This window comes from Hymenobacter glacialis, from assembly GCF_001816165.1.
GTDB classification, from domain to species: Bacteria; Bacteroidota; Bacteroidia; order Cytophagales; family Hymenobacteraceae; genus Hymenobacter; species Hymenobacter glacialis.
On the sequence record NZ_MDZC01000123.1, the window covers coordinates 59,249 to 83,106 of the forward strand.

At 61.1% G+C, this 23,858-nt stretch carries 21 protein-coding genes; 4 read left to right on the top strand and 17 right to left on the bottom strand.

Annotation, left to right across the window (positions count from 1 at the left end; translation table 11 throughout):
- Positions 1-3: 3 nt before the first annotated feature.
- Positions 4-1,857 (bottom strand): prolipoprotein diacylglyceryl transferase family protein, encoded by a 1,854-nt coding sequence (locus BEN48_RS16660; RefSeq protein WP_070736230.1) that lies wholly within the window; start codon positions 1,855-1,857, stop codon positions 4-6.
- Between the two features lie 185 nt (positions 1,858-2,042).
- On the bottom strand, positions 2,043-3,542 hold the full coding sequence (locus BEN48_RS16665) for an SDR family oxidoreductase (protein WP_070736232.1): 1,500 nt from the start codon (positions 3,540-3,542) through the stop codon (positions 2,043-2,045).
- Between the two features lie 124 nt (positions 3,543-3,666).
- Between BEN48_RS16665 and BEN48_RS16670 the strand changes: the two genes are divergently transcribed.
- Positions 3,667-4,527, top strand: a complete 861-nt coding sequence (locus BEN48_RS16670) for a DUF2911 domain-containing protein (RefSeq protein ID WP_070736234.1) — start codon at positions 3,667-3,669, stop codon at positions 4,525-4,527.
- Positions 4,528-4,607: 80 nt separating this feature from the next.
- Here the strand turns inward: BEN48_RS16670 and BEN48_RS18900 are convergent, their stop codons facing one another.
- The 8 genes from BEN48_RS18900 to BEN48_RS16705 form a co-directional block, all read right to left on the bottom strand.
- The gene (locus BEN48_RS18900) at positions 4,608-5,456 is read right to left on the bottom strand and encodes a hypothetical protein (RefSeq protein ID WP_125932705.1); all 849 of its coding nucleotides are present in this window, start codon (positions 5,454-5,456) and stop codon (positions 4,608-4,610) included.
- A 53-nt stretch (positions 5,457-5,509) separates the two neighbouring features.
- A complete protein-coding gene (locus tag BEN48_RS16675) occupies positions 5,510-6,868 on the bottom strand; it encodes a M20/M25/M40 family metallo-hydrolase (RefSeq protein ID WP_083321155.1) in 1,359 nt (452 codons plus the stop codon).
- Positions 6,869-7,162: 294 nt separating this feature from the next.
- Positions 7,163-8,122: an enhanced serine sensitivity protein SseB C-terminal domain-containing protein gene (locus BEN48_RS16680; protein ID WP_070736236.1), complete on the bottom strand. Its 960-nt coding sequence runs from the start codon at positions 8,120-8,122 to the stop codon at positions 7,163-7,165.
- 145 nt (positions 8,123-8,267) lie between these two features.
- On the bottom strand, positions 8,268-8,633 hold the full coding sequence (locus BEN48_RS16685; protein WP_241502305.1) for a c-type cytochrome: 366 nt from the start codon (positions 8,631-8,633) through the stop codon (positions 8,268-8,270).
- Between the two features lie 36 nt (positions 8,634-8,669).
- Entirely contained in the window at positions 8,670-9,335 is a 666-nt protein-coding gene (locus BEN48_RS16690; RefSeq protein ID WP_241502306.1) for an SCO family protein, read from the bottom strand.
- A 33-nt stretch (positions 9,336-9,368) separates the two neighbouring features.
- Positions 9,369-9,827 carry a hypothetical protein gene (locus BEN48_RS16695; RefSeq protein WP_070736242.1) on the bottom strand — a complete coding sequence of 153 codons (459 nt, stop codon included), beginning with the start codon at positions 9,825-9,827 and terminating at the stop codon, positions 9,369-9,371.
- A gap of 80 nt (positions 9,828-9,907) precedes the next feature.
- On the bottom strand, positions 9,908-10,852 hold the full coding sequence (locus tag BEN48_RS16700) for a diadenylate cyclase (RefSeq protein ID WP_070736244.1): 945 nt from the start codon (positions 10,850-10,852) through the stop codon (positions 9,908-9,910).
- A complete protein-coding gene (locus BEN48_RS16705) occupies positions 10,849-11,355 on the bottom strand; it encodes a hypothetical protein (RefSeq protein WP_070736246.1) in 507 nt (168 codons plus the stop codon). Before BEN48_RS16705 ends, BEN48_RS16700 begins: the two co-directional genes overlap by 4 nt.
- A gap of 197 nt (positions 11,356-11,552) precedes the next feature.
- Between BEN48_RS16705 and BEN48_RS16710 the strand changes: the two genes are divergently transcribed.
- Positions 11,553-11,816, top strand: a complete 264-nt coding sequence (locus BEN48_RS16710; protein WP_070736248.1) for a hypothetical protein — start codon at positions 11,553-11,555, stop codon at positions 11,814-11,816.
- Positions 11,817-11,894: 78 nt separating this feature from the next.
- On the opposite strand, the gene BEN48_RS16715 is transcribed toward BEN48_RS16710, so the two are convergent.
- Positions 11,895-13,154: a BaiN/RdsA family NAD(P)/FAD-dependent oxidoreductase gene (locus BEN48_RS16715; RefSeq protein WP_206599877.1), complete on the bottom strand. Its 1,260-nt coding sequence runs from the start codon at positions 13,152-13,154 to the stop codon at positions 11,895-11,897.
- An 85-nt stretch (positions 13,155-13,239) separates the two neighbouring features.
- Between BEN48_RS16715 and BEN48_RS16720 the strand changes: the two genes are divergently transcribed.
- Positions 13,240-14,430 (top strand): cation:proton antiporter domain-containing protein, encoded by a 1,191-nt coding sequence (locus BEN48_RS16720; protein ID WP_070736250.1) that lies wholly within the window; start codon positions 13,240-13,242, stop codon positions 14,428-14,430.
- Positions 14,431-14,512: 82 nt separating this feature from the next.
- On the opposite strand, the gene BEN48_RS16725 is transcribed toward BEN48_RS16720, so the two are convergent.
- The 4 genes from BEN48_RS16725 to BEN48_RS16740 form a co-directional block, all read right to left on the bottom strand.
- Positions 14,513-16,300 carry a chloride channel protein gene (locus BEN48_RS16725; RefSeq protein WP_070736252.1) on the bottom strand — a complete coding sequence of 596 codons (1,788 nt, stop codon included), beginning with the start codon at positions 16,298-16,300 and terminating at the stop codon, positions 14,513-14,515.
- 130 nt (positions 16,301-16,430) lie between these two features.
- Complete coding sequence (locus BEN48_RS16730) at positions 16,431-16,883, bottom strand: nucleoside deaminase (protein WP_070724343.1); 453 nt, start codon at positions 16,881-16,883, stop codon at positions 16,431-16,433.
- A gap of 139 nt (positions 16,884-17,022) precedes the next feature.
- Positions 17,023-20,016 carry a PD-(D/E)XK nuclease family protein gene (locus tag BEN48_RS16735; RefSeq protein WP_083321156.1) on the bottom strand — a complete coding sequence of 998 codons (2,994 nt, stop codon included), beginning with the start codon at positions 20,014-20,016 and terminating at the stop codon, positions 17,023-17,025.
- Between the two features lie 42 nt (positions 20,017-20,058).
- Complete coding sequence (locus tag BEN48_RS16740) at positions 20,059-20,517, bottom strand: BLUF domain-containing protein (protein ID WP_070736254.1); 459 nt, start codon at positions 20,515-20,517, stop codon at positions 20,059-20,061.
- 200 nt (positions 20,518-20,717) lie between these two features.
- Here BEN48_RS16740 and BEN48_RS16745 point away from each other — a divergent pair, with 200 nt between their 5' ends.
- On the top strand, positions 20,718-21,662 hold the full coding sequence (locus BEN48_RS16745; RefSeq protein WP_070736256.1) for a DUF3078 domain-containing protein: 945 nt from the start codon (positions 20,718-20,720) through the stop codon (positions 21,660-21,662).
- Positions 21,663-21,709: 47 nt separating this feature from the next.
- Here BEN48_RS16745 and BEN48_RS18345 read toward each other — a convergent pair whose 3' ends face one another.
- Positions 21,710-22,711, bottom strand: coding sequence for an NAD(P)H-dependent flavin oxidoreductase (locus BEN48_RS18345; RefSeq protein WP_083321157.1), 1,002 nt, complete (start codon positions 22,709-22,711; stop codon positions 21,710-21,712).
- A gap of 118 nt (positions 22,712-22,829) precedes the next feature.
- Positions 22,830-23,855 (bottom strand): Gfo/Idh/MocA family protein, encoded by a 1,026-nt coding sequence (locus tag BEN48_RS16750; protein ID WP_241502307.1) that lies wholly within the window; start codon positions 23,853-23,855, stop codon positions 22,830-22,832.
- Between the last annotated feature and the right edge of the window lie 3 nt (positions 23,856-23,858).

Sequence of the window (23,858 nt, forward strand, 5' to 3'; positions counted from 1 at the left end):
AATTTATTTGTGGCCCAGGGGTATTTGGTAGTTGATGCGGAGGTTTACCTGGTGGTGTCGGCCAAAATCGGAAGCCGCGTAGGGCTCGACGCTTAGTCCGGTTTTTGCCAGTCGGATGTTGGCACTGAGAAAACCCATGCTGTAGCTGCGCTCATGTGTTGCAATGGCTAGTCCGGCCAGCAGGTAGCGTCCATCGTCGGCACCCAAGCCGCTGCCCAGAGCGAAACGCGAGGTGTAATTGCCCAGCGCCAATGGCCCCACTCCTGTATCTACTTGCCCAAATAGGGTTCGTCGGTTGCCTAACCAAAATTGGACGTCGGGAGCCCCCCACACTGTTCGCACCGACGAGTCGGCCGAAACGGTGGACGTGTTGCGCAGGCGCCCTACGTGTACGCCCAGCCGGTAGCCAAGGGCTAGGTGGCGGAACTGTTTTCGGCCCTCCACATAGGGATTGAAATCGTAAATCGGAAAACTGACGCGGCTACTTGGGGGAGTTGGGGGAAAGGCCACGTTGGACGCCAGCGACTGAAAGCCAATGCGCTCGGTGCCGGCCCATACCCCGACCCCAACGGTTTGGAGACCTTTGGCCGCTGGCCCGCGCAAGCTGTAGGCGACATTGCCACCAAGCACCGAATAATCATGGTAGTAGGCCATTCGCTGCGCCGGCTGACCGCCTCCGCAGCCGCCGAAGCTGGTAGTGGCTGCCCGCGTTATGTCCTCATCGTATTGGCCTTGCTGTCCTCCCAGTGATATTGTGAGCCTGCGATAACGGGTGCTATCGGCCGGCGTTTGGGCAGTAGTCAGCATCATCATGCCGCCCACTGCTGCAATCAGCGGCAGTCCTGCAAGCCGCAGACCCTGTATCCGGAACGAGACAAGCATGGCCCCGCATTCGGCTATCAGCAGCGTAAGCAGCAGGGCGCGCACCACCAGCACTTCGGGCAGGGTCAGGGCCTGGCGGCCGAACATCGCCGACAGCGCCAGCATAGCTACCACCACCGCTACCGTGCGCGCCGGGCCAGCTTCGGGTTCGGTCGTAACCGGCACTGCTTCGCCAACCGCCGTTGGCCCATACACGCGCCAGGCCCACACGCCCAGTGCCACCAGCCCCAATGGCAACAGCACCAGCTGCAGTTCCAACCACTGCCCGCCCAGCACCGGATGCACGGTGCCCGCCACGGGCTCGCCCGCAGGGTCGCGCCAGAAGGTCAGCGCCACGCGGCCCAGCAGTAGCAGGCCCGTTTGCAGCAGCAGCCAGGAGCCCACGGGCCAGCGTCGCTGCCGTACCGCCAGCAGCACCCCGCCCACCGCCGCGCAGAGCAGCAGCGCCAGCAACTGCGTAGGAGCCACTGGCAGGCTGTGCGCTGCCGTGGCCGGCAGCAGCCCTGCCTGTACCTGCGTGGCCCATGGCAGCGTGCCGGCGGCGTATGTGAGCCCCCAGAAGCCCGTAGTAGGTTCTCCAAAGCAGCAGCCGGTAAGCACGCAGCCCACGCACTGCACCACCAGCGCCCCGCACAGCGGCAGGGCCATGGCATCTAGCACCGCCCGGCTCAGCCCCAGCCAGCGCCGCAGGGCTACGGCGGTAAGCACTGCCGCCAGGCTCCCGCCCAGAATGGAGCGCGCCGTATCGGCCGGAGTATCGGCAAACAGCAGCGTGGCCCACTCGCCAAATGGGTGCGTAATCAGCTTCGAGCCCAGAATCAGGGCCAGGCTGCTGGCGGCTACCAGCGCCAGCCACGGCCGCAGCGGGAAGCCGCGCCGCCAGCCTTCCCACAGCAGCAACAGCACGTTGGTGAGCGTAGCCAGCAGGTAAAAGGGCGTGTAGTAATCGTAGCCGTGGGAGTTGGGAAGCGTCATGAGCGAGGCATTGAGCTACGGTGATATAGAAGTGCCCAAATCTAGTCGCTTATGCTACTACGCTGCAACAATACTTTTGCTTTTGTCCGACTTTATTAACGCTGTTTAATGTTTATAATATCCTGTCTATTAATATTTTATGTAACAATAATTAGACATAACAGCTCAGTCCTGCAACGCGTGCGCTACTGGGCCGGACTGGATTCCCTTATTTCCGCCTCCGGCGCTGCTTCGTACTGAATCAGGTTTTTGACCATGCCTTTGAAGATGATGCCGTGAAACGGTAGCACGGCGTACCAATACAGCCGCCCGGCCAGGCCGCGGGGGCGGTAGGCGGCAAGCTGCTCCACGGCGTGCCCACCATCGGGCTGGTCCAAGATGCGGAACTGCAGCCAGGCCTCGCCGGGTAGCTTCATTTCGGCGTAGAGCAGCAGGCGCTGGCTGGCTTTGTCGGCCACCAGCACGCGCCAGAAATCGAGCGGGTCGCCGGCCCGCAGGCGCGAAGGGGAGCGGCGGCCGCGGCGTAGGCCCGGACCGCCCACAGCCTTGTCCATGAGGCCCCGGATGCGCCAGAGCCAGTCGGTTTTGTACCAGCCCCGGTCGCCGCCGATGCGCCAGATATTATCCAGCACCTCCGCCACGGGCCGATGAAAGGCCATGAGCTGCCGGTCGAAGAACATGCCGTGCTTGGGAATCTGAATGGCATCCATGTAGTTCTGCCGCATGGTGCCCGAGCTCAGCGCGTCGCTCCAGCTGCTCACCACTTCGTTCTGCTCAATGCGCTGGAAGGCCAGCGCCAGGGCGGCGCGGTAGCCCATGCATTCGTGCGGAACGATGCCACTAATGCTCTTGGCCGGGTCGCACACCGTGTCGTTTTTAAGGCTCTCGACCAGGCTCTGGGCCAGCGAAAACGTGGTGCTCGTGACCAGGTACAGCCACCACGACGAGAGGCGCGGGGTGAGCACGGGCACGGTCACAATCCAGCGCTTGTAGCCCCGCTCGGCGGCCAGGCCCAGGAGCATCTGACGGTAGGTCAGCACGTCGGGCCCGCCCACGTCGAAGGCCTTGCCCAGGCAGGCGGGATTATCCAAAACGGATGTCAAGTAGTACATGATGTCACGGATGCCAATGGGCTGGCAACGTGAGTTCAGCCACTTGGGAGTTACCATCACTGGCAGCTTCTCCACCAGGTCACGTATTATCTCAAACGAGGCCGAGCCGGACCCGATGATGATGCTGGCGCGCAGCACCGTGAGCCGGGCATTTGTGGCCTGGCCCAGCACGTTTTCCACGGCCCGGCGGGAGCGCAGATGCACGCTCAGCGCCTCGTCGTTGGCAATGCCGGAGAGGTAGATGACCTGCCGGGCGGAGGTCGTGTTGAGGTACTGCGTGAAGTTGTGCGCCGACTGTTGCTCCAGGGTAAAAAAATCCTTGCCCTGCCCGCTCATGGAGTGTACCAGGTAGTAGGCGGCGTCGATGTCGGTGGGTAGGTTCTTGAGGGTGGCAGGTCGCAGCAGGTCGCCCTTGGCTACCTGCACGCGGGCGTGCAGCAGTTCCGGGAGAGAGTCGGGCAGCGAGAAGCGGCGCGGGTCGCGCACGAGGCACACCACGTCGTGGTCGGCGGCTAGCAGCGGCAGCAGGCGCTGCCCAATGTAACCGGTCGCGCCGGTGAGGAGGATTTTCATGCGGCGAAGTAGTTAACAGCTCGGAGCGAGCACGCTCATTATCTGAACGGCTGAGACGGGGCGTTGTTTTGAGTCGAAACGAATCGGGCTCCGCAATCGCTGCATTATCAGCATCTTTGCACCCATGAAACACACGTTTGCAATGCTGGCCACCGGCCTGCTGCTGGCCGCCACCGCTCAGGCCCAAACCAAGCTCACGGTGCCGCCGCTGAGCCCGGCCACGCACATCCGCCAGGATTTCTCTACTTCCTTCATCGACCTCACGTATTCGCGGCCCTCGTTGCGGGGGCGGGAGGCCTTCGGCAAGCTGGTGCCCAACGGCACGGTGTGGCGCACCGGGGCCAACACCGTGACCAAGGTGCGCTTCGGCGAGGAAGTCAAAATAGGCGGCCAGGCCGTGCCCGCCGGCACCTACGCCCTGCTGGCCATCCCCGACGCCAGGGAATGGACCTTTATCCTGAACCGCGACACCGCGCAGTGGGGCACCTACGCCTACAAGCCCGACCTCGACGTGCTGCGCGTGAAAGCCAAACCGACCAAGCTGGCCGCCCCCCAGGAAACCATGTCGCTGACCGTGGAAAACCTCCGCCCCGCCTCCGCCGACCTGGTAGTGACCTGGGACCGCACGCAAGTGGCGCTGCCCATCACCGCCGACCCCGACCGCATTGTGGTGACCCAGATTGAGCAGGCCATGAAAGGCGAGAAGAAGCCCTACCTCACGGCCGTGCAGTACTACTACAATGCCGGCAAGGACCTCACACCCGCCCTGGGCTGGCTCAGCGAGTACATCGCCGCCAATCCGGCCCGCTACGACGGCTACTACTGGCGCGGCAAGCTGCTCCAAAAGCAGGGCAACAATAAAGACGCCATCATGGCCGCCAATAAGTCGCTGGAGCTGCTCAGCGACCAAAAGAATCCAATAGTCAAAGCCGAATACACGCGGTTGAACCAAGCCGTGCTGGCTGCGGCAGGTGGGAAGAAGTAGGTGGTAGCGCTAATATTTGGACATGAAAAAGGCTTCGTGCAGTCAAGTACGAAGCCTTTTTCATGTCCAAATAATCGAAATTACTTATTGCGGATTTTAGCTTTTGGCCGCTTTGGCTGCAAATTCGTGGAGCATTCTACTCTCTTTGGAGATTGGAATACAAGCGGTGAACTACCAGCACTAGCGCGGTTTCCAATAGAATCGACAGCTTCAAAAGCAACCTCGTAATTGTTCTCCGACTCGAAACGCACATTGCCCCCGCACGAGCCATTACCCATCCAAATCTGATGCTTCCAAGGCGTACGGTTCACGGGTATTTGATAAGCACTCCAGTGGCGACTAGTAGTCTGGTGTTGAACAGTCATTTTGATTAGGTACGAAGAAGAATCTCTCACCGGGCACGAAAACAGTACCGAATTGCTATAGCTGGCGCAGTTCTCATAAACCTTTTTCAAAACCTGTGGAGAGGACATCCAAACAGGTGATTGCCAGTCCATTGCCACTAATGCCTTCCATCGATATCGGGTTTTGCCACTGCTTTTTGAGGAAGCAGGAGGTTGTTCGAAGTAGTAGAATAGGTTTTCCTGTCCGCGACTGGCGCGTAACTCATACTCGTGCCCCGCCAGCAACGAGCGGTTGGGCTGAAGCAGTAGTTGCATTTTTCCTTTCTCATCCAAAACTCGGTCCAGCACGCGAAATGGTACCGAGTCTTTCGCTGACCATAAATACAGCTGAGCCTCCGTGCCAAACTGCCTGAGCCCTTTTTGCAAGTAGCCCTCTTCTTGGTCAGCGAAAAGTAAAAAAATCTGACGTGTTCGAATCGTTGGCACATCGTAGCTGGGCCACACCCTTATCCAAGGAGACTCCACGCAACTGGTTGCATTTGCTGGTAAAGACCAGAAATTCGCCAACAGCGAAAGCGCAGCCACAAAATACCGAAACATCTTAAACACGATAAGCTAACAAGTTGATTTAGTAGGGATTACCGGCCCACTACCGGCAGTACGGGCACACTCTCGTGCCCAGCCGCGTCCACGCTGGCCACGCCGAAAATGAAGTTGTCCTTGCTGATGTCCAGGTTAGCCGTCATGCCGGTCATGGGGATGCGCTGCTGCCACTGAGGGGCGCTGGTTTCGCGCACCAGCACCACGTAGCTGGCGGGCTTGGCGCCGGTGGTGGGCGCTTCCCAGCGCAGCTCGGTGCGGTTGGTGAGGTTGGCGGTTAGGACTTCTACCTTAGAGGGGGCGGCGGGGGCCAGGGCCAGGCTGGCCATGGTGGCCAGGTTGATGCCGGCGTTGCGACGCAGGTAGGCAAAGTCCACGCCCTCAATCACGTCGCCGTAGGCGCGGCCTTTTTCGGTGCGCAGGTCCTGGTGCTGGTGGGTGTAGTCCTCGTTCATCTCCGTGAAGCGCACGGCGGGAAAGCCCTGCTGGTTGAACGGTGTGTGGTCGCCGCCGCGCAGGAACCGGTCGGGGCGGTACTCCAGCACCACTTCGTGGCCTTTGCCGTACTGCTGGGCCACGCGCTGGGTGTAGCGGGCCAGCTGGCGGCTGATGCCGTCGTTCTCGTTGCTGAGCTGCCGGCGCACGCGGGCCTGCTCGGGCGTTTCGTTGGCGGGAACGCCTTCGCTGAACACGCGCAGCTGCTTGTCATTGTTAATCACCGGGTCGAAGCCGTGCGAGTTGCCCACGATGTCGTTGTTGAGCATGGCAATCAGGTTCCAGTTTTCCTTTTTGGCGCGGGCCGCGAGGTGGCCCGAACCGTAGAGGCCCTGCTCTTCGCCCTGTACCGCCACAAACTTGAGGGTGCAGGGGAATTTTTCGCCGGCCAGCACGCGGGCCAGCTCCATCACCAGCACCGTGCCCGAGCCGTCGTCGTTGGCGCCGGGCGCGTCGGCGGTGGCGTTCATCACGTCCGAAACGCGGGAGTCGATGTGGCCGCTCACCAGGATAATGCGGGTGTCGTTCGGGTCGGTGCCGGGCAGGGTGGCCAGCACGTTGGCCATCAGCACGGGCTTGTTGATGCGGCGGCCGTCGGGCTTCACCGTGAAGGTGTCCATCTCCACGGTCATGCGCCCACCGCCGGCCTTGCTGTACTTCAGGAATTCATCGCGCACGTAGTTGCGGGCCGCGCCAATGCCGCGCTTGGGGTTGTCAGTCTCGCTCAGGGTGTGGCGGGTGCCGAAGGAAACCAGCTTGCGGATGTCCGCTTCCAGGTTTTTGGCCGAAATCTGCTCGACCAGTTTTTGAATGCGCGGGTCGGCGGGCGGAAGCAGCGGGCCGGGTTTGTTTTGGGCAAGGGCGGCAAAAGGCGCCAGGAGCAGGAGTGCAGCGAGTTTCATACACGAAAGGTAGCGCTCGGTGCCAGTTGTGAGCAAGCCACGAGCAGTCAGTGCCAAAATCATGTAGACAATTGTAAAAAAAGAACGTCATGCGGAGCTTGCCGAAGCAGCTCTCCCGCGCCTTCTGTCATCCTGAGCTTGCGAAGGACCTTCTCACAGCAGAACGATTTGTTCTAACCTGATAAGATGCTTCCTTCGTCAGCATGACAAGAGGCGCGGGAGAGCTGCTTCGGCAAGCTCCGCATGACGTTCCTGTTTAGCCAAACAGTGCGTCAAAATACTACTCCGTCTCCCTTACCCAGCCTTGTAAAATGGCTCAATGGTGCGGAAATACGGATTCACGCCCTCTTCCGAATTCATGTCCAGCAGCATCAAATCCACGAACTGGTAAGCGTCGGTCTGGCCTTGCAGCACCGGGCCCAACTCCTGCATGAAGCTCGGGTCGGGGTTGTTGCTTACAAAAGCGAGGAGCAGCCGCGGTACTTCCGGATTATCGGCGAGCTGCATCTGGGCCAGGTAGGCGGCTTCGAGGTGGGGCTGGGTGGCGGCCCAAGCGGCAATGGCGTCGGCCACGGCCGTGGGGTGTTCGGCGGGCACGCTAAGCAGCACCTGGGCATCGCCGCCGGCGGGCGAAAGCGGTCCGGTGAGCTGCCCGGCCAGCAGGGCGGCCAGCTCGTCTTTGGGCAGAATCTTGCCGGCGGGCGAGAACGGGTTTAGCACGCAGTCCTGGCCCTGCACCATGTTGAAAAACGCGTGGCCGGGCAGGCGCACGTAGCTCACGGGGCCGTTGTCCATGCCGCCATCGGTGAGGCGGGGCACCGAAGAGAAGATGGGCAGCTTGCCATCGGACAAAATCTGCAGCTGGATTTCCTGGCCTTCGGCCAGCACCACTTCGCCTTCGTTGATGCCTTCCATGGGCGCCAGAATCATAAGGATTTCCTCCTGCAGCAGGGCCTGGTAAAACGCCGGACGGGCGTTCTCTTCGGTAGAGGCCAGCAGCAGCAGCTGCTCCAGCACGTTTTCGGGCTCGAAGGGAAACGGCGCGGGCTCCGGCATTTGGTAGACAGGAGCCGGCGCTACCGGCTCGGGCGGCGCCACAAATTTAGAACCCTGGTAGCGGGGGCCACCAGCGGGCTTTTCGGCTGGTTTATTCGCAGCTTTATCAGCGGGCTGCGCCGAAGGGGCAGCCGCCGGAGTGGGAGTGGCCGGCGTGGTGTCGGCGGGTTTATTCTTCAGAAAGTCGAGCAGGCCCATAACGGAATTAAGAATGCAAATGGATTAGGGACGCAATCTACGGCAGAAAACGGGTTGAAAAGAGGGCAAACGGGCACAGTGTGGCGCTTGCGAGGGAAAATATTCGCCCGTTGCGGTGGGCGGGCTGCCGCGTGATGGCATTAGTTCAACGGCAGGCCTGCAGCTGCTCCTCCACCTCCCGGATGGTGCGCGGCTTGGACTTGTTGCCCCAGCTGTTCTCGATGTAGTTCAGCAAATTGGTAAGCTGCGCGGGGCTCATGCCTTTTTCGCCGGGCATCACGTTGTTGTAGGAAATGCCGTTTACCACAATGTGTCCTTTTTGCCCGTTGCGCAGCAGGCAGGGCAGCTCGGCGCGGTGCAGGGCAAGGTAGTCGGCCCCGGCCAAGGGCGGAATCAGGCGGGCGAGGCCCTGGCCCTCGCCGCCGTGGCAGCTGGAACAGTGGTCCACGTACAGCCGCTCGCCCTGGTTTTTATTGACGGGGAAGCAGGCGGGCAGCATAAGCGCCACCATGGCGCCTGCCAACATAAGTCGAAACGCTATGCGCATTTACTGGCGGGCCACGGCCGGCTGACGGGACTTGATTTCATCCAGCAGGATGGGCAGCTCCGTCATCAGCCGGGCCACTTCCTGTTCGTTGAGGCTGTCGTAGAGGCCCCGGATGTGGCCCTGGTCGTCCACGAGCGCAAAGGTGCCGTTGTGGGCAAACCCGCCGGGGGCCTGCTTGTCGGGCTCAGCTGCCGTGTAGTAAGCGCGGGCCAGCTGGAACACAGAGTCCTTGGCAGTGGGCTCGCCCTTGGCACCGGTGGTGGCGAAGTACCAGTTCTTGGCCGCGCCCATGCCCAGGCGGTCGGCGTAGTCGCGCAGCACCGGAATGGTGTCGTGGGCGGGGTCGATGGTGTGGGACAGGAAGGCCAGGCGCGGGTCCTGGCCGTACTTGGCGTACACTTTCAGCAGCTCGGCCTGCATTTTGGGGCAGATGCCGGGGCAGGTAGCAAAGAAGAAGTCGGCGATGTACGCCTTGCCAGCAAAGGTTTGGTTGGTAATGACTTTGCCGGACTGGTCGGTGAGCTTGAACGCGGGGACCGTGGCAAAAATCGTATCGGCGGGGCCGCCATCAGCGCGGGGCCGCACGTCGCGCTCGCCCAGAATGGGCAGGCGGGCGGCGGTATCGGAGCCGGGCTCGGTGCAGGACGTGAAGAGCGATGCTGCCAAGACGGGCAGCAGAAAAAGGCGTTTCAACATAACTTATTTGGAAGGAGCGGACTCAGCCGGTGACGGCAGCGCGGGCTGCCGATTGATAAACAACGAAGCGGAGTCTATCGTTGCACGAAATTGCTGGCTGACCGTGGCCAGCAGCTGCTGTTGCTGCTGGAAGTAGGCCAGGCGCGCGGCCGGAGTGGCCGTGGAATCGGGGGCGCGGTACTGGTGCATCCAGCCCATCATGGCAGCATCGGCGGCGGCCAGGCCGCGGAAATACGGGCCGGCTCCCGGCGCCTTAGCCTTGGTGATTAGACCCTTGAGCCGGTACAGCTCGTCCATTTTGGCCATCAACGAATCGTGGCGTGCCATAACGGCCATTTCGGCCGCGGAGGCCGGCGAGGGCGGGCCTTGCTCGGCAATGGGCTTATCGGGCGAGGCGCACGCCGCCAGCAGCAGCCCGGTAGCGGCCACCAGAGCCCAGTGGGTAGGTTGCAAGTATTTCACGGGGCAAAGGTACGGCGCCCAGCCATGGGCAGCAGGCGATGCGCCTCGGTTTTATCGCCCAATAAAGCGCCTTGCATTTATCAGGAGGGCAGCAAATCAATCCAGCCGTCTTCGCTCACTACCACGGCCAAGGCGGGGTATTTGCTGCTGTTTACATAACGTAGCGCCGAATTGTAGCGCGAACCCCGCGAGGAGTCGCCCTTTTCGGTGGCCAGGCCATCGAGAATGGCGCCAATAGCGTGGCACATGCCGCTGGGCTCAATGAGCACGGCCCCGTCGATGTTGGTGACCAAGCGGAGCACGGAGGGCGTCATAATGCGCGGCACCACCCGGAAGCACTGGCGCGTGAGGCGCTGGGCTTCTTTGGCCGCGCCGGTGCTGATAACCAGGATGGTGCCGGTGGGTTGGGTGGTGGCTTTGTGGGCCAAATCCCACAGGTAATCGATGCTATCGAGGGAGAGGCTGGGGAATACAATGCGGGCGGTGCGGGCAAAGTTGTCGGCCGCTACCTGGCCTTGCGGTAGGCGTGGGGTATTGCTCACCACGCGCATCAGCACATGGCCGGCGTGGCTCATTTCCCAGCTGTAATGGTTGGTAAAATGCACCGTGACCAGCGGCTCGTACTGGCCATCGGACTCGGCCACGAGCTGGCCCAGCCCAAAGACGTGCGAGGCATCTGAAATCAGTGCCGTATGTCCCTCGCTCAGTTCCAGCAGCTTGCGAATGGAGCGGTGGTCGCGCATGGGCACGGGCGTTTCCAGGGTGAGCACCGGCACAATGGCCGGGTGCAGGCGCCGGCTTACCAGCATAGTGCCCACGCCCTCGTCGCCCTCGTGGCGCAGGGCCGCTACGCCGTTGCAGGCATCGTAGAGGCCGTGGGTGCCGGCCGGGGCCACGCGCAGCATGAGGCGGCGGCCCGCCGAGCGCAGCAGCTCGTTGTAGTCGCGGTCGAGCACGGGTTGGTCGTTATCCACTGTGTCGGCCTCGCGCAGGGCGCGGTTGCAGTCGTGCAAAAACTCTATCACGCCGCGTGGGGGAGGTTGACGGGGCGGCCGGCGGTTGACTTTGGCAGGGTATAGTACCCATCATAGCAATCGGTGGAAAGCTGCAGCACCACCGTCACTAGGTAGCCCTGCAGGCTCACGGGCACGGCGCAAAAGGAGCGCCGGTTTTCGTTGCGCGACGTGGCCAGGTCCTGAAGGGTGGTTTCGGTAGCCCGGCACACCAGCTCATACCAGTGGTGCTTGGCGGTGCGGTCGTGGTCGTTGGGGTGCAGGTGGTACACAATTCCCTGCGGGCCAGTATCCGTTTCCAGGGTGGCGGCTATGCCCTTCACGTCCTTGAAATCGAGGGGCGAGTAGCGCATGGTGGAAGGCTCGATGATTACGGCACCGGGTTCGTCCGCTTCCTTTGAGGAAGCGAAACCGAGCAGGAAAACTTCGGGCCGCAGGCTGCGGTCCAGTAGATTAAATATTCCCTCGGCGAAGAGCTGGGCAGAGACGCGAAACAGGCTTTGGTGTTCCCACATTGGCAATTACAGAACGGCCAGGCCCCGTTGCGGACCCGACTTCGCTTCGAACTACGGAAAAAAGCTCGGCATAGTGGTGCATTCAAACAAATTTCCTGTCAAGTTGCTTCATTTGCCGGTTGCATTGCCGTATATTCGGGATAAAGCCAGCCCCCCCCGATTGCGGCTCCTTCACACACCGCCAACCTCGCAAGCCTATGCTCTTCGTCGACATGCTTTTTGTGATGGCGGTGGCCATTTCCTTCATCCCAATTCTGACCGGCTACTGCGCACACAGCCGCGGCCGGTCGTTCTGGCTCTGGTTTGTGCTGGGGTGGGTGCTGCCCTTTGCTTCGTTTTTTCTGCTCTTCGCCCTCATTGCCCGCGATGAGCTCCACCCGGGGCGCCGGCTGTTGGGCGAAGCCAAACAGATTCTTCGCGACGCCGAGCAAGCCGCCGCCCGCATCCGGGCCGAGAAGTAGCCGTTAGTAGTGGTTAATGATTAGTGGTTAACGGTTAGTCGAAACGAAATTTAACCGCTAACCGCTAACCGCTAACCGCTAACCGCTAACCGCTAACCGCGCCAGCACACCCCTGGCCACCCACGCTCCGGTACTGAAGCAGCCCTGCAGCAAATAGCCGCCGGTGGGCGCTTCCCAATCCAGCATTTCGCCCGCTACAAAGGTGCCCGGCCGCTGTCGCAGCATCAGGTGCTCGTCCACGGCCGCGAAGGCAATGCCGCCGGCCGTGGAAATGGCCTCGTCAAGGGGGCGCAGGCCTGTCACGGCAATCGGCACGGCCTGCAAAAGGGCGGCCAGCGCTTTCGGGTTTAGCGTGGCTGCTTCGGGCTGCGCTTCCCGCAGCAGGGTAGGCACGGGTGGGCCCAGGTGCAGGGTTTTGCGCAGGAAGTCGGGCAGCGAAGCGCCCGGACGCCGCTGTTGCAGCTTGGCAAGCAGGGCTTCAGGCGTCAGGTCAGGCTTTAGGTTTAAGTAAAGATTGGCCGGGCTGCCGGTGGCCAGGGCCGCCCGGAGCTGGGGTGTGCTGGCGTACACGGGCGTGCCTTCCAGGCCGTACTCGGTTAGCATTATTTCGCCGCGCAGGGCCGGGCCGTCGTTCACACGCAGGGCCATGTTCTTGAGCGGTGCCCGGCCTGCTTTCTCCTTGAAGAAAGCCGACCACGCCACTTCCGCGCCGCAGTTGGCCGGGGCAAAAGAGGCGACGGCCACGCCAAGCTGTTCCACCAGGGGCAGCCACGCGCCGTCGGAGCCCGTTTTGGCCCAGCTGGCGCCACCCAGGGCCAGGATGGTTGCGGCAGGCTCCAGCACCAGCTCGCGGGCCGCTTCCGGGCCGCCGCTCTCGTCGCACACGCGCAGCCCCGTGGTGCCCGCAAACCCCAGCCAGCGGTGGCGGGTCAGGATTTCAACCCCCAGCTCGCCCAGCCGGGCCACCCAGGCGCGTAGCAGCTCGGCGGGTTTGTGAGCGGCCACCGGAAAAACGCGGCCGCTGGTGCCCACAAATGTTTCAATGCCCAAGCCCGTGGCCCAGGCCCGCAGCTCAGCCGGCGAAAAGTGGTGCAGCAAGTCCCGGAACCGGGACTCTTCGGGGCCGTAGCGGCTGGCGAAGCGGCTCATGTCTTCGGCATTGCTGAGGTTGAAGCCGCCGTGTCCGGCCACCAGAAACTTGCGCCCCACGGTGGCCTGCGCTTCGTACACCCGCACCCGGCACCCGGCTTCGGCCAGGTGCTGTGCGGCCAGCAGGCCGGCCGGTCCGCCGCCCACCACCGCTATAAAAGACGCATTAATACGGGGCGATTCGGCCACGGCCAGGAGGGGTAAAGCTGCAAAGTACGGCCCGCAGTTGGGAATGAAACCAACCAATGGGCGACTTTGCCGTTAGTTTTGGCGCATGGGACCCTACACTATACTAATCGGCCTGAGCCTCGCCGTGCTCCTGTCGTACTTATTCGACCTCACTGCGCGTGCCACCAAGGTTCCCTCGGTGCTGCTGCTGTTGCTGGCTGGCATTGCCCTCAGCCAGGCCAGCGCCTACTGGGAAATGCCCATTGTAGTGTCTCCAGTAGTGCTGCAGCTGTTTGGTATTGTTGGATTGATTTTCATTGTGTTGGAGGGCTCTTTGGACCTTCGCCTGACGCCCGAAAAATTCCCCCTTGTGCGGCGTTCCTTCCTAGCGGCGCTGGTCATTATGCTGGTGCAGGTGGGGGCCATCGCGGCGTTGCTGCACGCCTACCTGGACGTGGGCTGGCAGAGCTGCATCGTGAATGCTGTGCCGCTGGCTGTGGTGAGCAGCGCGGTGGCTATTCCGAGCGTGGCCGGGCTGGGGGGCGAAAAGCAGGAGTTTATCATTTACGAAAGCACTTTTTCCGACATCATCGGCATCATGCTGTTCAACTTTGCCCTGCAGGACAACTTTGCGCAGGGGCTTTCGGTGGTCACGTTTGGGCGCGACGTAATAGCTGTAGTGGTGGTGGCTGTGCTCAGTACCGCGCTGCTGGTTTTCCTGCTGGGGCGCCTGCGTGCTCACGTTAAGTTTTTCCTGCTGTTCGCCTTCCTGGTGCTCATCTACAGCCTGGCCAAAAAGCTGCACCTCTCTTCCCTGGTGCTGGTACTCGTGTTTGGCCTGGTGGTGAACAACGCCGATATGCTCACACGTGGCGCGCGCATGCAGCGCTGGTTCCAGCCCGAAAAACTGGCCGCCGAGCTTCAGCAGCTCAAGAGCATCACCGCCGAATCGGCGTTTCTCATCCGCACGTTTTTCTTCCTGATGTTCGGCTTCTCCATCACGCTCTCCAATCTGGTGAGCTTGTCGTTGCTGTTCCAGGGGGTGCTCATTGTGGCTATGCTCACCTTCATCCGGTTCCTGTACCTGCGGTACGTGGCCAAAACCGACCTCATTCCCGAGCTGTTCATTGCCCCCAAAGGCCTGATTTCGGTCCTGCTCTTCTACAGCATTCCCCAGAACATGCTCATCGGCGAGGTCAGCGAAAACATCCTTTTCGTCGTAATTCTCTTCACCGGCATTCTGATGATGATAGGGCTGATGCTAGCGCACCGCACGCCCGACATGCTGGAAGTTTAACTAAACGGTAAGTGATTAGTGATTAACGGTTAGTGGTGTGTCAACTCAGAAGTTGAACCAGCCATTAACCGTTAATCACTTACTACGCTTCGCTTTCCAGGATGAGCTGCCGCCGGTAGCGGGCCAGGATGGCCGACTTTAGAATGAAGCCGAGGTAGCGGCCGTCTTCCTCGCACACGGGCAGAGCCCAGGCGTCGTGGCGGTCGAAGAGCGTCAGGGTGTGCTGCAGGTCGTCGTTGGGGCCCACCACGGCGCGAGCGGGCTGCATGAGTTCCCGCACCTGCGTGGTGGTGTAGTGGGCGTCATCGAAAAGAGCATCCCGCACAGAATCGAGGCTGACGATGCCCAGGAGCCGGCCACCGGCTGCCACCACCGGAAACAGGTTGCGCGAGGTGTGGCGGAAGATATCCACCAGCTCGCCCAGCGTGGTGTTGGGGCGCACGGCAATGAAATCGGTTTCGAGCAACTTGCGGGGGTCGAGCTGGGCCAGCAGGCCGCGGTCGCGGTTGGCGTACACGTCCACGCCCCGGGCCGTGAGCTTGCGGGTGTACACGGAGTAGGGCTCGAAGTACTTGGTGATGAGGTAAGAGGAACTGCTCACCAGCATGAGGGGCACAAACAGGGCGTACCCGCCCGTGATTTCCGCGATGAGGAAGATAGCCGTGAGCGGCGCGTGAATGACGCCGGCCAGCGTGCCGGCCATGCCCAGCACCACAAAGTGCACCTCCGGGATATGCACCACCCCGCTCAGATTGAGTAGCCGGGCAAAGAAAAATCCCGCCAACGCCCCCGCAAACAGCGACGAGCCAAACATGCCACCGTTGCCGCCCGCGCCCACCGTTATACTGGTAGCCACCACCTTCAGCAGCAAGCTGAACAGCACCAGCACCAGCAGCATCCAAGGGTTATTGTCCTGGTATACCGAGAAAATGCTGCCGTCGGTCAGGCGGTCGGACTGGCCCCGCAACAGCTGCTCTACGGTGTTGTAGCCCTCGCCGTACAGGGTAGGGAAGAAGAAAATCAGGCCGCCCAGCGCCGCGCCGCCCAGCAGCACCTTGCGCCAGTCCAGGCCCGGCCACCGGTCAAAAAAACGTTCGAACCAATGGTAGGTCCGAATCATGTAAACCGAAAAGATGGCCGTAAAAAAGCCCAGTAAAATGTAGAACGGCACCGCATCCACGGGCCAACTGGTGGTGATGAGCACGAAGGGCTGGCCTTCGTACAGAAATTTGGACACCACCGTGGCCGTGGCCGAGGAAATGAGCAGCGGAATAAAATACTGCGCCGGCAGCTCCAGCAAAATGGTTTCGACGGCGAACAGCACGCCCGCAATAGGCGAGTTGAAGATGGCCGCCACGCCCGCCGCCGCGCCGCAGCCGGTGAGCAGGCGCCGCCGCCGCCGGTCCACGTGCAGCACGCGGCCAATGTTGGAGCCCAGGGCCGCCCCGGTCACGGAAATAGGGGCCTCGGTACCGGCCGAGCCGCCGAAGCTAACCGTGAGGAAGGCCGTAATCATCTGCGAATACAGCTTGGAGCGCGGCACCACGCTGTTTTCCCGGGCCGTGCTGTAGATGATGGGGCCAATGCCCCGGCCCAACTGCCCGCCCAGCAAGTACTTGGTGACCAGCACGGTGAGGGTGATGCCGATAATGGGGTACAGCGACAGGGCAAACACCCGCTGCGGTTCCGAAATGGAGCTCTGCAGCAGGTTTTGCTGCGCCCGGATGGCCGTTTTCAGCAACACCGCCGCCAGGCCCGCGCCCAAGCCCACCAACACGCTCAGAATAAGCATGTACATCCGCTCGCTGATGTGGCGCGCGCGCCATATCAGCAGCGGGCGCAACAGGCGGTGAACGGCGTGAAGGGACATGGGCTACAACAAAAGGCTAACGCGTAGGTAGGGACGCAAAAATAAAGCCGTCGGATGCCGGGCTTCGGCATAAGCTCGATGAACCGGTGGCTTTACCCGTCGAACCAGCCAGCTGATAAGTGGTGCCCGTCTACAACTCCATAATGTCCTCGTTCCAGAGGGTGGGTTCGGCGGCGATGAACTCGTCCATCATGTCCACGCATTCCTGCAGGTCCAGGTCGACTACTTCCACGCCGTGGCTTTCGAGGAAAGCCCGCGACTCGCCGAAGGTGCGCGACTCGCCTACCATCACCTTAGGGATTTTAAACTGCACGATGGTGCCGGCGCACATGTAGCACGGCATGAGCGTGGTGTAAATCACAGTATCGCGGTAGGTGCGCTGGCGGCCGGCGTTGGTGAGGCAGTCCATCTCGCCGTGCTTGATGGCGGAGTCTTCCTGCACGCGCTTGTTGTGGCCCTGGCCCACAATCTTGCCGTCGCGAACAAGCACCGAGCCAATGGGGATGCCTCCCTGCGAGCGGCCCAGGCGGGCTTCGTCAATGGCGGCTTGCATGAATTCGTCTTTGGTATTGTGGTCAGTCATGGGTGGGTTTTCGAAAATATTTGTTTGTCATCCTGAGCCTGCGAAGGACCTTACCACGCCTGCGCCGTTATAAATACTGCAAACTGTTCGAACCTGATAAGGTCTTCGCAAGCTCAGGATGACAGAGGGTTAGAGCTTATTACCGGGCGCAAATGCCGCGATAGGGGCAGTATTCACACTTTTTTAAATCGTCGGTTTTGCGAATGGGCTCCGCCGGGTCGAGGATTCGCAGCACAATTTTACTCACTAATTCCTCGGAAACCCGGACAAAATCTTCGCCATTTGGGGTAAGGAAGCCCAAATCCGCCGATAGCAGGCCTTTGTCGAGGTTGCGCATCGAGACGATGGCTGTGTTTTCGGTTTCGCGCTTTTCGGTGCTGGCCAGCATGAGGCGGTAGAGCCACAGCTGGCGCACTTTGTCGGCGCTGGAAGTGGTTTCCGAGAGCAGGCGCTCGGTGGCTTCGGCCGGGCTGAGCTTGCCGCGGTTGGTCAGGTTGAGGTCGTTGGCTTCCACGAGGCCGGTTTTGTAGTCCACCACGCGCAGGCGGCCGTCGGGCAGCTGGTCCACGCGGTCGGCTTTGCCGAAGAGGCGCACGGCCAGCTTGCCCGAGCCGGGCACGTCCACAAACACGGTGGCGGCCAGGTCTTTTTCCAGGCTGAAGAGGCGCAGGGGCAGGCCTTCGTACTGCTCCAGCCCTTCGAGGTAGCGCGAGATGAGGCGCCCGGCCACCTGCCCGTACACGTGGTTGAGGCCTTCGTCGGGGCGGGCGTGCTTCTCGGTTTCTTCCTGGCGCAGGGCCTTGCGCACTTCCTCGGGCACCAGTTTGAGCAGGTCCGGAATGTCGGCAGCGGTAATGGGCCGGGCGTCCTGCTCGAAGGGCAGCATCAGGTTTTCCAGCGCCGCGTGCACCATGGTGCCAAAGCTGCCGGCTTCCAGGGTTTCTTCCACGGCTTCGTTTTCCTGAAAGCGGGCCACCTTGGAAAAGTAAAACCGCAGCGAGCAGGCCAGAAAATCGTTGAGCCGCGAGGGCGAAATATTCCGCTCCAGCACGCCGCGCAGCGCGGCCAGCATCTCCTCGTCTTTTTCCAGCACCAGGTCGCCTTCGTAGGCGTCAACGCCCATCGGGGTGGGCGCGGTGGCCACCGATACGGTCAGGTCCTCCAGCACCATGTGCGGGTTCTGGGGCAGCAGGTCGTTTTGCAGCTGCAGCAGGAAGCGGCTGCGCTCGCCACTCTTCATGCCCTCGGCGCCGGGCAGCACGTGCACCAAATCCACGCGCTGCGTGCGCTGCAGCAGCCGCCAGAAATTGTAGGCCGTAATGGCCTCGGCATCGGCGTAGGTAGGCAGCTTGAACTCCGTGAGCACATCGTACGGAAACAGCGACTGCTGTTTTTTCGGTGCTGGCAGCACGCCTTCGTTGCAGCTCAGAATGATGACGTGGTCGAAGTCCAGGGCCCGGGTTTCGAGTAGGCCCATCACCTGCACGTCGGCCAGGGGCTCGCCCGAAAAGGGCAGGCGCGTGCGGCCCATCTGCTCATACAGAAAGCGCCGAAACGAGCGCACCGACAGGCGCTGCTCGCGGCAGTCGAAGGCCGAATCCAGCTGCTTTATCAGCGTGTAAAAAAGGTAGAGGTATTCGGCTTCGATGCCCGACTGCTTGTCGGCATACACCTGCTTGAGCAGGTCGATAAGGGCGTGACAGGCCGCAATAATGTCGTCGCAGTTGTCCCAGGTTTTAAACAGGGCCTCAATGAGCGGGTGGTGCGCGCCCAGCTTCAGCAGCTCGGTGGCGGGCAGCAGCACGGCGTTGAGGCGCACGATTTCGCGGCACACCTGGTCGAGCACGCCGTGGTACTGGGGCTGGTCGGCCTGCTTGTCGAGCCACTGCTGGTAGCGGCGCAGGAAGGGGTGGCCCAGCAGCTTGGTCACGGCCAGGTGGTGGTAGCGCGGCACGCCGTAGCCCGTCTCGGCGCTGCCTTCCCGGATGCCGGTGAGGTGCACTTCAAACAGCAAATCGACCAGGTTGAACAGCGGCGTGGCCTGGAAGCTCAGGCCCATGGTCACGTTGTAGTCGGGCACTTCGTCGGGCGGCAGGCCGTGGAGCACGGGCAGGAGCAGGGTCTCGTCGGGCAGCACCACGGCCACGGTGGCGTCGGGGTACTGGCGGCGGGCTTCGGCCAGGAGCTGGCCGGCCAGCTTGCCCTGCATGCTGGGGTTGGCCACGCCCAGGTAGCGCACGTGGCGGGGCTGGCCGCGCAGCCACTCGGTGCCACCGCCGAAGTTTTCGAGGGGCAGGTTCCATTTTTTGAGGTAGCGGCGCAAGTGCTGGCCGGCCCGGTTGGGCGAGTCTTCCTCCAGGTAAAACGGGTCGGCGTCGAAGCACACTTCGGCCCGCCCGGCCCCCAGGAGCAGCCGGATGAGCTTCTCCTCGGCCTTCGACAAGTTGCCCAGGCCCACGAACACGTGGCGGGCTACTTCGGCCTCGGCGGGGTCCTGCAGGCGCTTCTCTAGCTTCTCCACCGCCAAGCGGTAGGCCAGGCCGGGATAGGCGAGGGAGGTGGCCTTCATGCGCCGCTGCAGCTCCAGGTACACGCGTTCGAGCTGGTCCCAGAAGCTGAAGGAGTGCGCGGCGGCCTTGCTTTTCTCGGGCAGGGCCTCCAGGTTCCAGCGCTCCAGGGCTTTGGCCTGGCTCAGGTATTCAAACACCTTGTGGGTGGGGGCCAGGTTCTGGTCGAGGTTGGAGAAGTCGCTGAGCAACAGGCCAGCCCAGCCCACGAAGCGGTCGAATTCCAAGCTGGTGTCGATGTGCTTGAGCAGGTCGAAGAGCAGCAACTGCAGCGCAATGGGCTCCTCCACCTGTACGCCGGCCAGCTCCACCATGTAGTCTTCCATGGCGGCCACGCGCGGGGCCCACAGCGGTGCGCCCACCGGCAGGGCCAGGGCCAGCTCGTTTTTGAGGTAAACCACAGCGCGGCGCGTGGGTACCACCACCACCAGGTCCGACAGCTCATCGAGCGGACCGGAGCCGTAGCGCTCCAGCAACTCGCGGGCCACCCCGGCAAGGAAGGAGACGGGTGCCCCAACGGGCAAAGCAGGGGCAGAAACGGGGTAGGAAGCGGGCTGGGCAGGCATTGCGGTAAAGATACCGGCAGCAGCACAAAGCACCGCCCCGCGCTATGCCCGCGGGTGTTCCAGCCAGGGTTCGGTTTCGCAGCTTTCCACAAAATCCTGCAGCAGGTCCAGCAGCTCGGGGCGGGTGTGGGGGCGGGGCACCAGCAGGCCCGGCGCATCGGGAGGCACGGTGCACAACAGGGCTCGCAAGTCCATCGCGGTGGCTACCCGAAAGCCCATGGTCCAGGTGCTAAAGCTGCGGCGCATGGCCGGGCCGTCGGTCAGTACCCGGCAGTTGTAGTGGCGCGGGTCCAGCAGGATGTGGTTGTAGTAAAGGTCGCGCACCACGCTTTTCTGGCCCTCCAGCACCTGCATAAAGCGCCCGTCGGGGGTGTAGAGCAGGATGCCCGTAATGTGATGGGCCAGGTTGAAAGCCCGGGACTGCACCAGTAAGTCCTCCAGCTCGGGCGTCTCGAACGGCACCAGCGACTGGCTTTGGTAGATGAGTTGATAGAGTACCATGACGCGGCAGCAAGGAAGTGTATAGAGGCCCGCTCAGTGCCGCCGGCGCTTCCCCATCCGGCCCAGCACATCACACAGCAAATTACTAAAATAATGACGCACCCAAATGGTACAGGTTAAGCCACGGCGGTCCTGAGACACTCCCGGATTAGAGCTTTGTTCCTTTCTTTGGCAGTTCATCTGTACTCGTCAGTTGCCTTATGCGTGCTACCTTACTACTCATTGCAATGGGCCTCGGGTTGCTGGCGGCTCCCGGCCGCGGCCAGGCCCAGGTAGTGCTCCCCCCCGCGGACACCGTCCGTCCCGTGCCGCCGCCGCTCTGGCGCAAGTCCGGCAAAGCCGGCCTTGGCCTTAACGAGTCGCTGCTGAGCACCAACTGGCGCGGCGGCGGCGTCAACACCATCGGCTTCAATGCCCTGGCCAACCTCAAGGCCAACCGCAGGCTGGGCGTGCACTCCTTCGACAACGAGTCGGACTTCCTTTTTGCCTTTTCCGAAACCCGCGGCCTGGGCTACCGCAAGGGCCAGGACCGCCTCTACCTCGACACCAAGTACGGCCGCGCCATCAGCTCCAACTGGAACATGTTCCTCTCCCTTAACCTGCTCACGCAATTCGCCGGCGGCTACAAATACGACAAAGACGCCCTCAGCAACGACCGCGCCCGGCAGGTGTCCGGGTTCTTCGCCCCCGCATTTCTCACCGCTGCCTACGGCTTCGAATACCACCCCAACCCCGCGTTTCGGGTGCGCCTGGCACCATTCGCGCCCCGCCTCACCGTGGTGAACCGCGCCGAGCGGTTTGTGGGAGTGCTCGGCGACACGCCCTACGGCGTGAACCCCGGCCACAGCACCCGCTGGGAAGTCCTGGCCGCCCAAGTCCTGGCCGAATACGACAAGCCCCTCAGTCCCGCCGTGGCCCTCAAGGCCCGCTACGTCCTCTTCGCCAATTACGCCAACCTCAACGGCAAAGAAATTGACCACCGCCTCGACCTCGGCCTCACCGCCAAAGTGGGCAAATACGTCAACGTCGCCCTCAACGGCATCGGCCTCTACGATTTCGACCAGGACGCCGGCCTGCAGTACTCGCAGGGCCTCACCATCGGCGTAGCCTACGCCTTCCAGAACTTTGTGGACGAGAAGAAATAAGGCTGGTCATACATCTTTCAGTTAACTCAGCATCAGGCGCTCGGTCTTTATTTTGCCCTTAACGAATGCAGTTTATCAAGTTGCAAATTTGCTTCTTCTATTATTTCGGTAATAATTTCTTTTGCCGTTTTTATTGTCTGTCCAATAAGCCCTACGCTTTGGCCTGCATATAATGCAAGTGCCTCCAGGTTACCTGTTGTTGTTTTAGTTGGAATATCATCAGCATAACGTTTGATGGTTTCTCCGCTTTGCTTTTGAGCGATAATTTCATGTTCATTTGGTCTTTGTCCAATTGAGGGTTTGCCTGAATTTTCCCAATTTATAACGGTGCTATTTCTAATTACTCGGTGCGGTGCATTGTCCCACCCAATATTAAAAAGCCTTTCAGCGTAAACAGTGTCATTTTCATTTGCTTTGGCAATTAATTCCTGATAAACCGAACTCGCATTTGCTTTTTTTGCCATCAAAAATCTTGTGCCAATCCAAATTCCTGACGCCCCTAATGACAATGCTGCTAAAAGGCCTCTTCCCTCAGTAAAACCACCTGCCGAAGCAAAAGGTATCTTGATTTTATCTGCTATAGAAGGAACCAGTACACTTGAAGCAACTTTTCCAAGTACGTGCCCACCTGCTTCCCAACCTTGTGCAACTAAAAAATCAAGCCCAAGATTTTCAAAAAATAAGGCCTCTTCACTAGTCGAAACAGTTTGACAAACTTTGATGCCTTTTGATTTTAAAGCCTGCAAAAAAGGAAGTGAGTTGCCCCAGGCAAATGAAACCACGGGTACTTGCTCCTGTATGCAAATTTCGACTCGTTCCGATTGTTCCCATTCCAAAATCAGGTTTACACCAAACGGTTTGTTTGTCAGTCGTTTGGTTTCTCTGATTTTTTCCCTTGTGGTAGCAATATCTGTCCACGAAAGTGCCAACATGCCTAACCCCCCTGCATTGGAAACGGATGCTGCTAATTCAGGTGTTGTCGCACTTCCAATGGGTGCTTGAATAATTGGAAAATCTATGTTTAAAAGCTTTGTCAGTGCTGTCTGCATTGTGTGGGTATATAAATAGCGTCCATCATATCGGGTTTTGCAACTAGCTGGAAGGGCAGTTGTTGTGCAGTGCAGAAATGGGCCAGGCCAGCCACCAGCTTTCAAGAACTGAAGGCAACTACCGCAGCGCGTAAATCCGCTCAATTATTTCCACCACTTTCAGGCCCTCCAGCGCATTGGTTGTGGCCGAGCTGCGCTGCTGCACCGTGTCCACCACGTTGTCGATAACCTGTACGTGGTTGGCGGCGGAGCCCTGGAAGGCGCCGTAATTATTGGCGGGATTGGTGGGGGCGAGGTCAGGTAACGCATACCCTTCCAGGTGGCAGTACTCCACCTTGTCCATGTACTGACCGGCAATGCGCAGGCTGCCGCGCTCAGCCACCACGGTCAGGCTGCTTTCGAGGTTGCGGTCCCACACGGCGGTGCTGTAGCTGAGGGTGCCGCTGCCGCCGCGCACCAAATCAAACGTCACCAGGCCGCTGTCCTCAAACTCCGTCAATCCTGCGTGGGTGAAGTCGCGGAAGCGGGCCGAGATGTTGGTTATGTCGCCGAATACCCAGTACAGCAAATCCACGAAGTGGCTGAACTGCGTGAAGAGCGTGCCGCCGTCCAGGGCCTGGGTGCCTTTCCAGCTGCCGGGCTGGTAGTAGCGGGCGTCGCGGTTCCAGAAGCAATTGAGCTGCACCAGAAACACCTCGCCCAGGTGGCCTTCGTCTACCACCTGCTTGAGCCAGGCGGCGGGCGGCGAGTAGCGGTTTTGCATCACCCCAAAGGCCAGCTTGCCGGTTTGTTGGGCCGTGCGCACAATGGTTTCGGCATCGATGGTAGTCAGGGCAATGGGCTTTTCGATGACCACGTGCAGGCCGTGGTGCAGGCCCGCCACCGCCTGCGGCGCGTGCAGCCCGTTGGGCGTGGCCACGGTGAGGACGTCGGCGGTGGGGCCGTGTTGCAGGTAGGTTTCAAGCGAAAGGAAAAACGGCACCCCCGGAAACTCGACCGCTAAGCCGGCTTGCAGCTCGGGGCGCACGTCAATGAGGGCCACTACCTGGGCACTGGCGTGCCGCGCCACCAGCGCGGCGTGGCGGCGGCCAATGTGGCCCACGCCGCAAATGGCAAAACGAACAGGGGTAATGGGTAGGCTCACTAG

Coding starts and splice junctions, on each gene's coding strand:
- BEN48_RS16660 (WP_070736230.1), bottom strand. CDS start 1,857: ATGACGCTTCCCAACTCCCACGGCTACGATTACTACACGCCCTTTTAC.
- BEN48_RS16665 (WP_070736232.1), bottom strand. CDS start 3,542: ATGAAAATCCTCCTCACCGGCGCGACCGGTTACATTGGGCAGCGCCTG.
- BEN48_RS16670 (WP_070736234.1), top strand. CDS start 3,667: ATGAAACACACGTTTGCAATGCTGGCCACCGGCCTGCTGCTGGCCGCC.
- BEN48_RS16675 (WP_083321155.1), bottom strand. CDS start 6,868: ATGAAACTCGCTGCACTCCTGCTCCTGGCGCCTTTTGCCGCCCTTGCC.
- BEN48_RS16680 (WP_070736236.1), bottom strand. CDS start 8,122: ATGGGCCTGCTCGACTTTCTGAAGAATAAACCCGCCGACACCACGCCG.
- BEN48_RS16685 (WP_241502305.1), bottom strand. CDS start 8,633: ATGGTGGCGCTTATGCTGCCCGCCTGCTTCCCCGTCAATAAAAACCAG.
- BEN48_RS16705 (WP_070736246.1), bottom strand. CDS start 11,355: ATGTGGGAACACCAAAGCCTGTTTCGCGTCTCTGCCCAGCTCTTCGCC.
- BEN48_RS16710 (WP_070736248.1), top strand. CDS start 11,553: ATGCTCTTCGTCGACATGCTTTTTGTGATGGCGGTGGCCATTTCCTTC.
- BEN48_RS16720 (WP_070736250.1), top strand. CDS start 13,240: ATGGGACCCTACACTATACTAATCGGCCTGAGCCTCGCCGTGCTCCTG.
- BEN48_RS16725 (WP_070736252.1), bottom strand. CDS start 16,300: ATGTCCCTTCACGCCGTTCACCGCCTGTTGCGCCCGCTGCTGATATGG.
- BEN48_RS16730 (WP_070724343.1), bottom strand. CDS start 16,883: ATGACTGACCACAATACCAAAGACGAATTCATGCAAGCCGCCATTGAC.
- BEN48_RS16735 (WP_083321156.1), bottom strand. CDS start 20,016: ATGCCTGCCCAGCCCGCTTCCTACCCCGTTTCTGCCCCTGCTTTGCCC.
- BEN48_RS16740 (WP_070736254.1), bottom strand. CDS start 20,517: ATGGTACTCTATCAACTCATCTACCAAAGCCAGTCGCTGGTGCCGTTC.
- BEN48_RS16745 (WP_070736256.1), top strand. CDS start 20,718: ATGCGTGCTACCTTACTACTCATTGCAATGGGCCTCGGGTTGCTGGCG.
- BEN48_RS18345 (WP_083321157.1), bottom strand. CDS start 22,711: ATGCAGACAGCACTGACAAAGCTTTTAAACATAGATTTTCCAATTATT.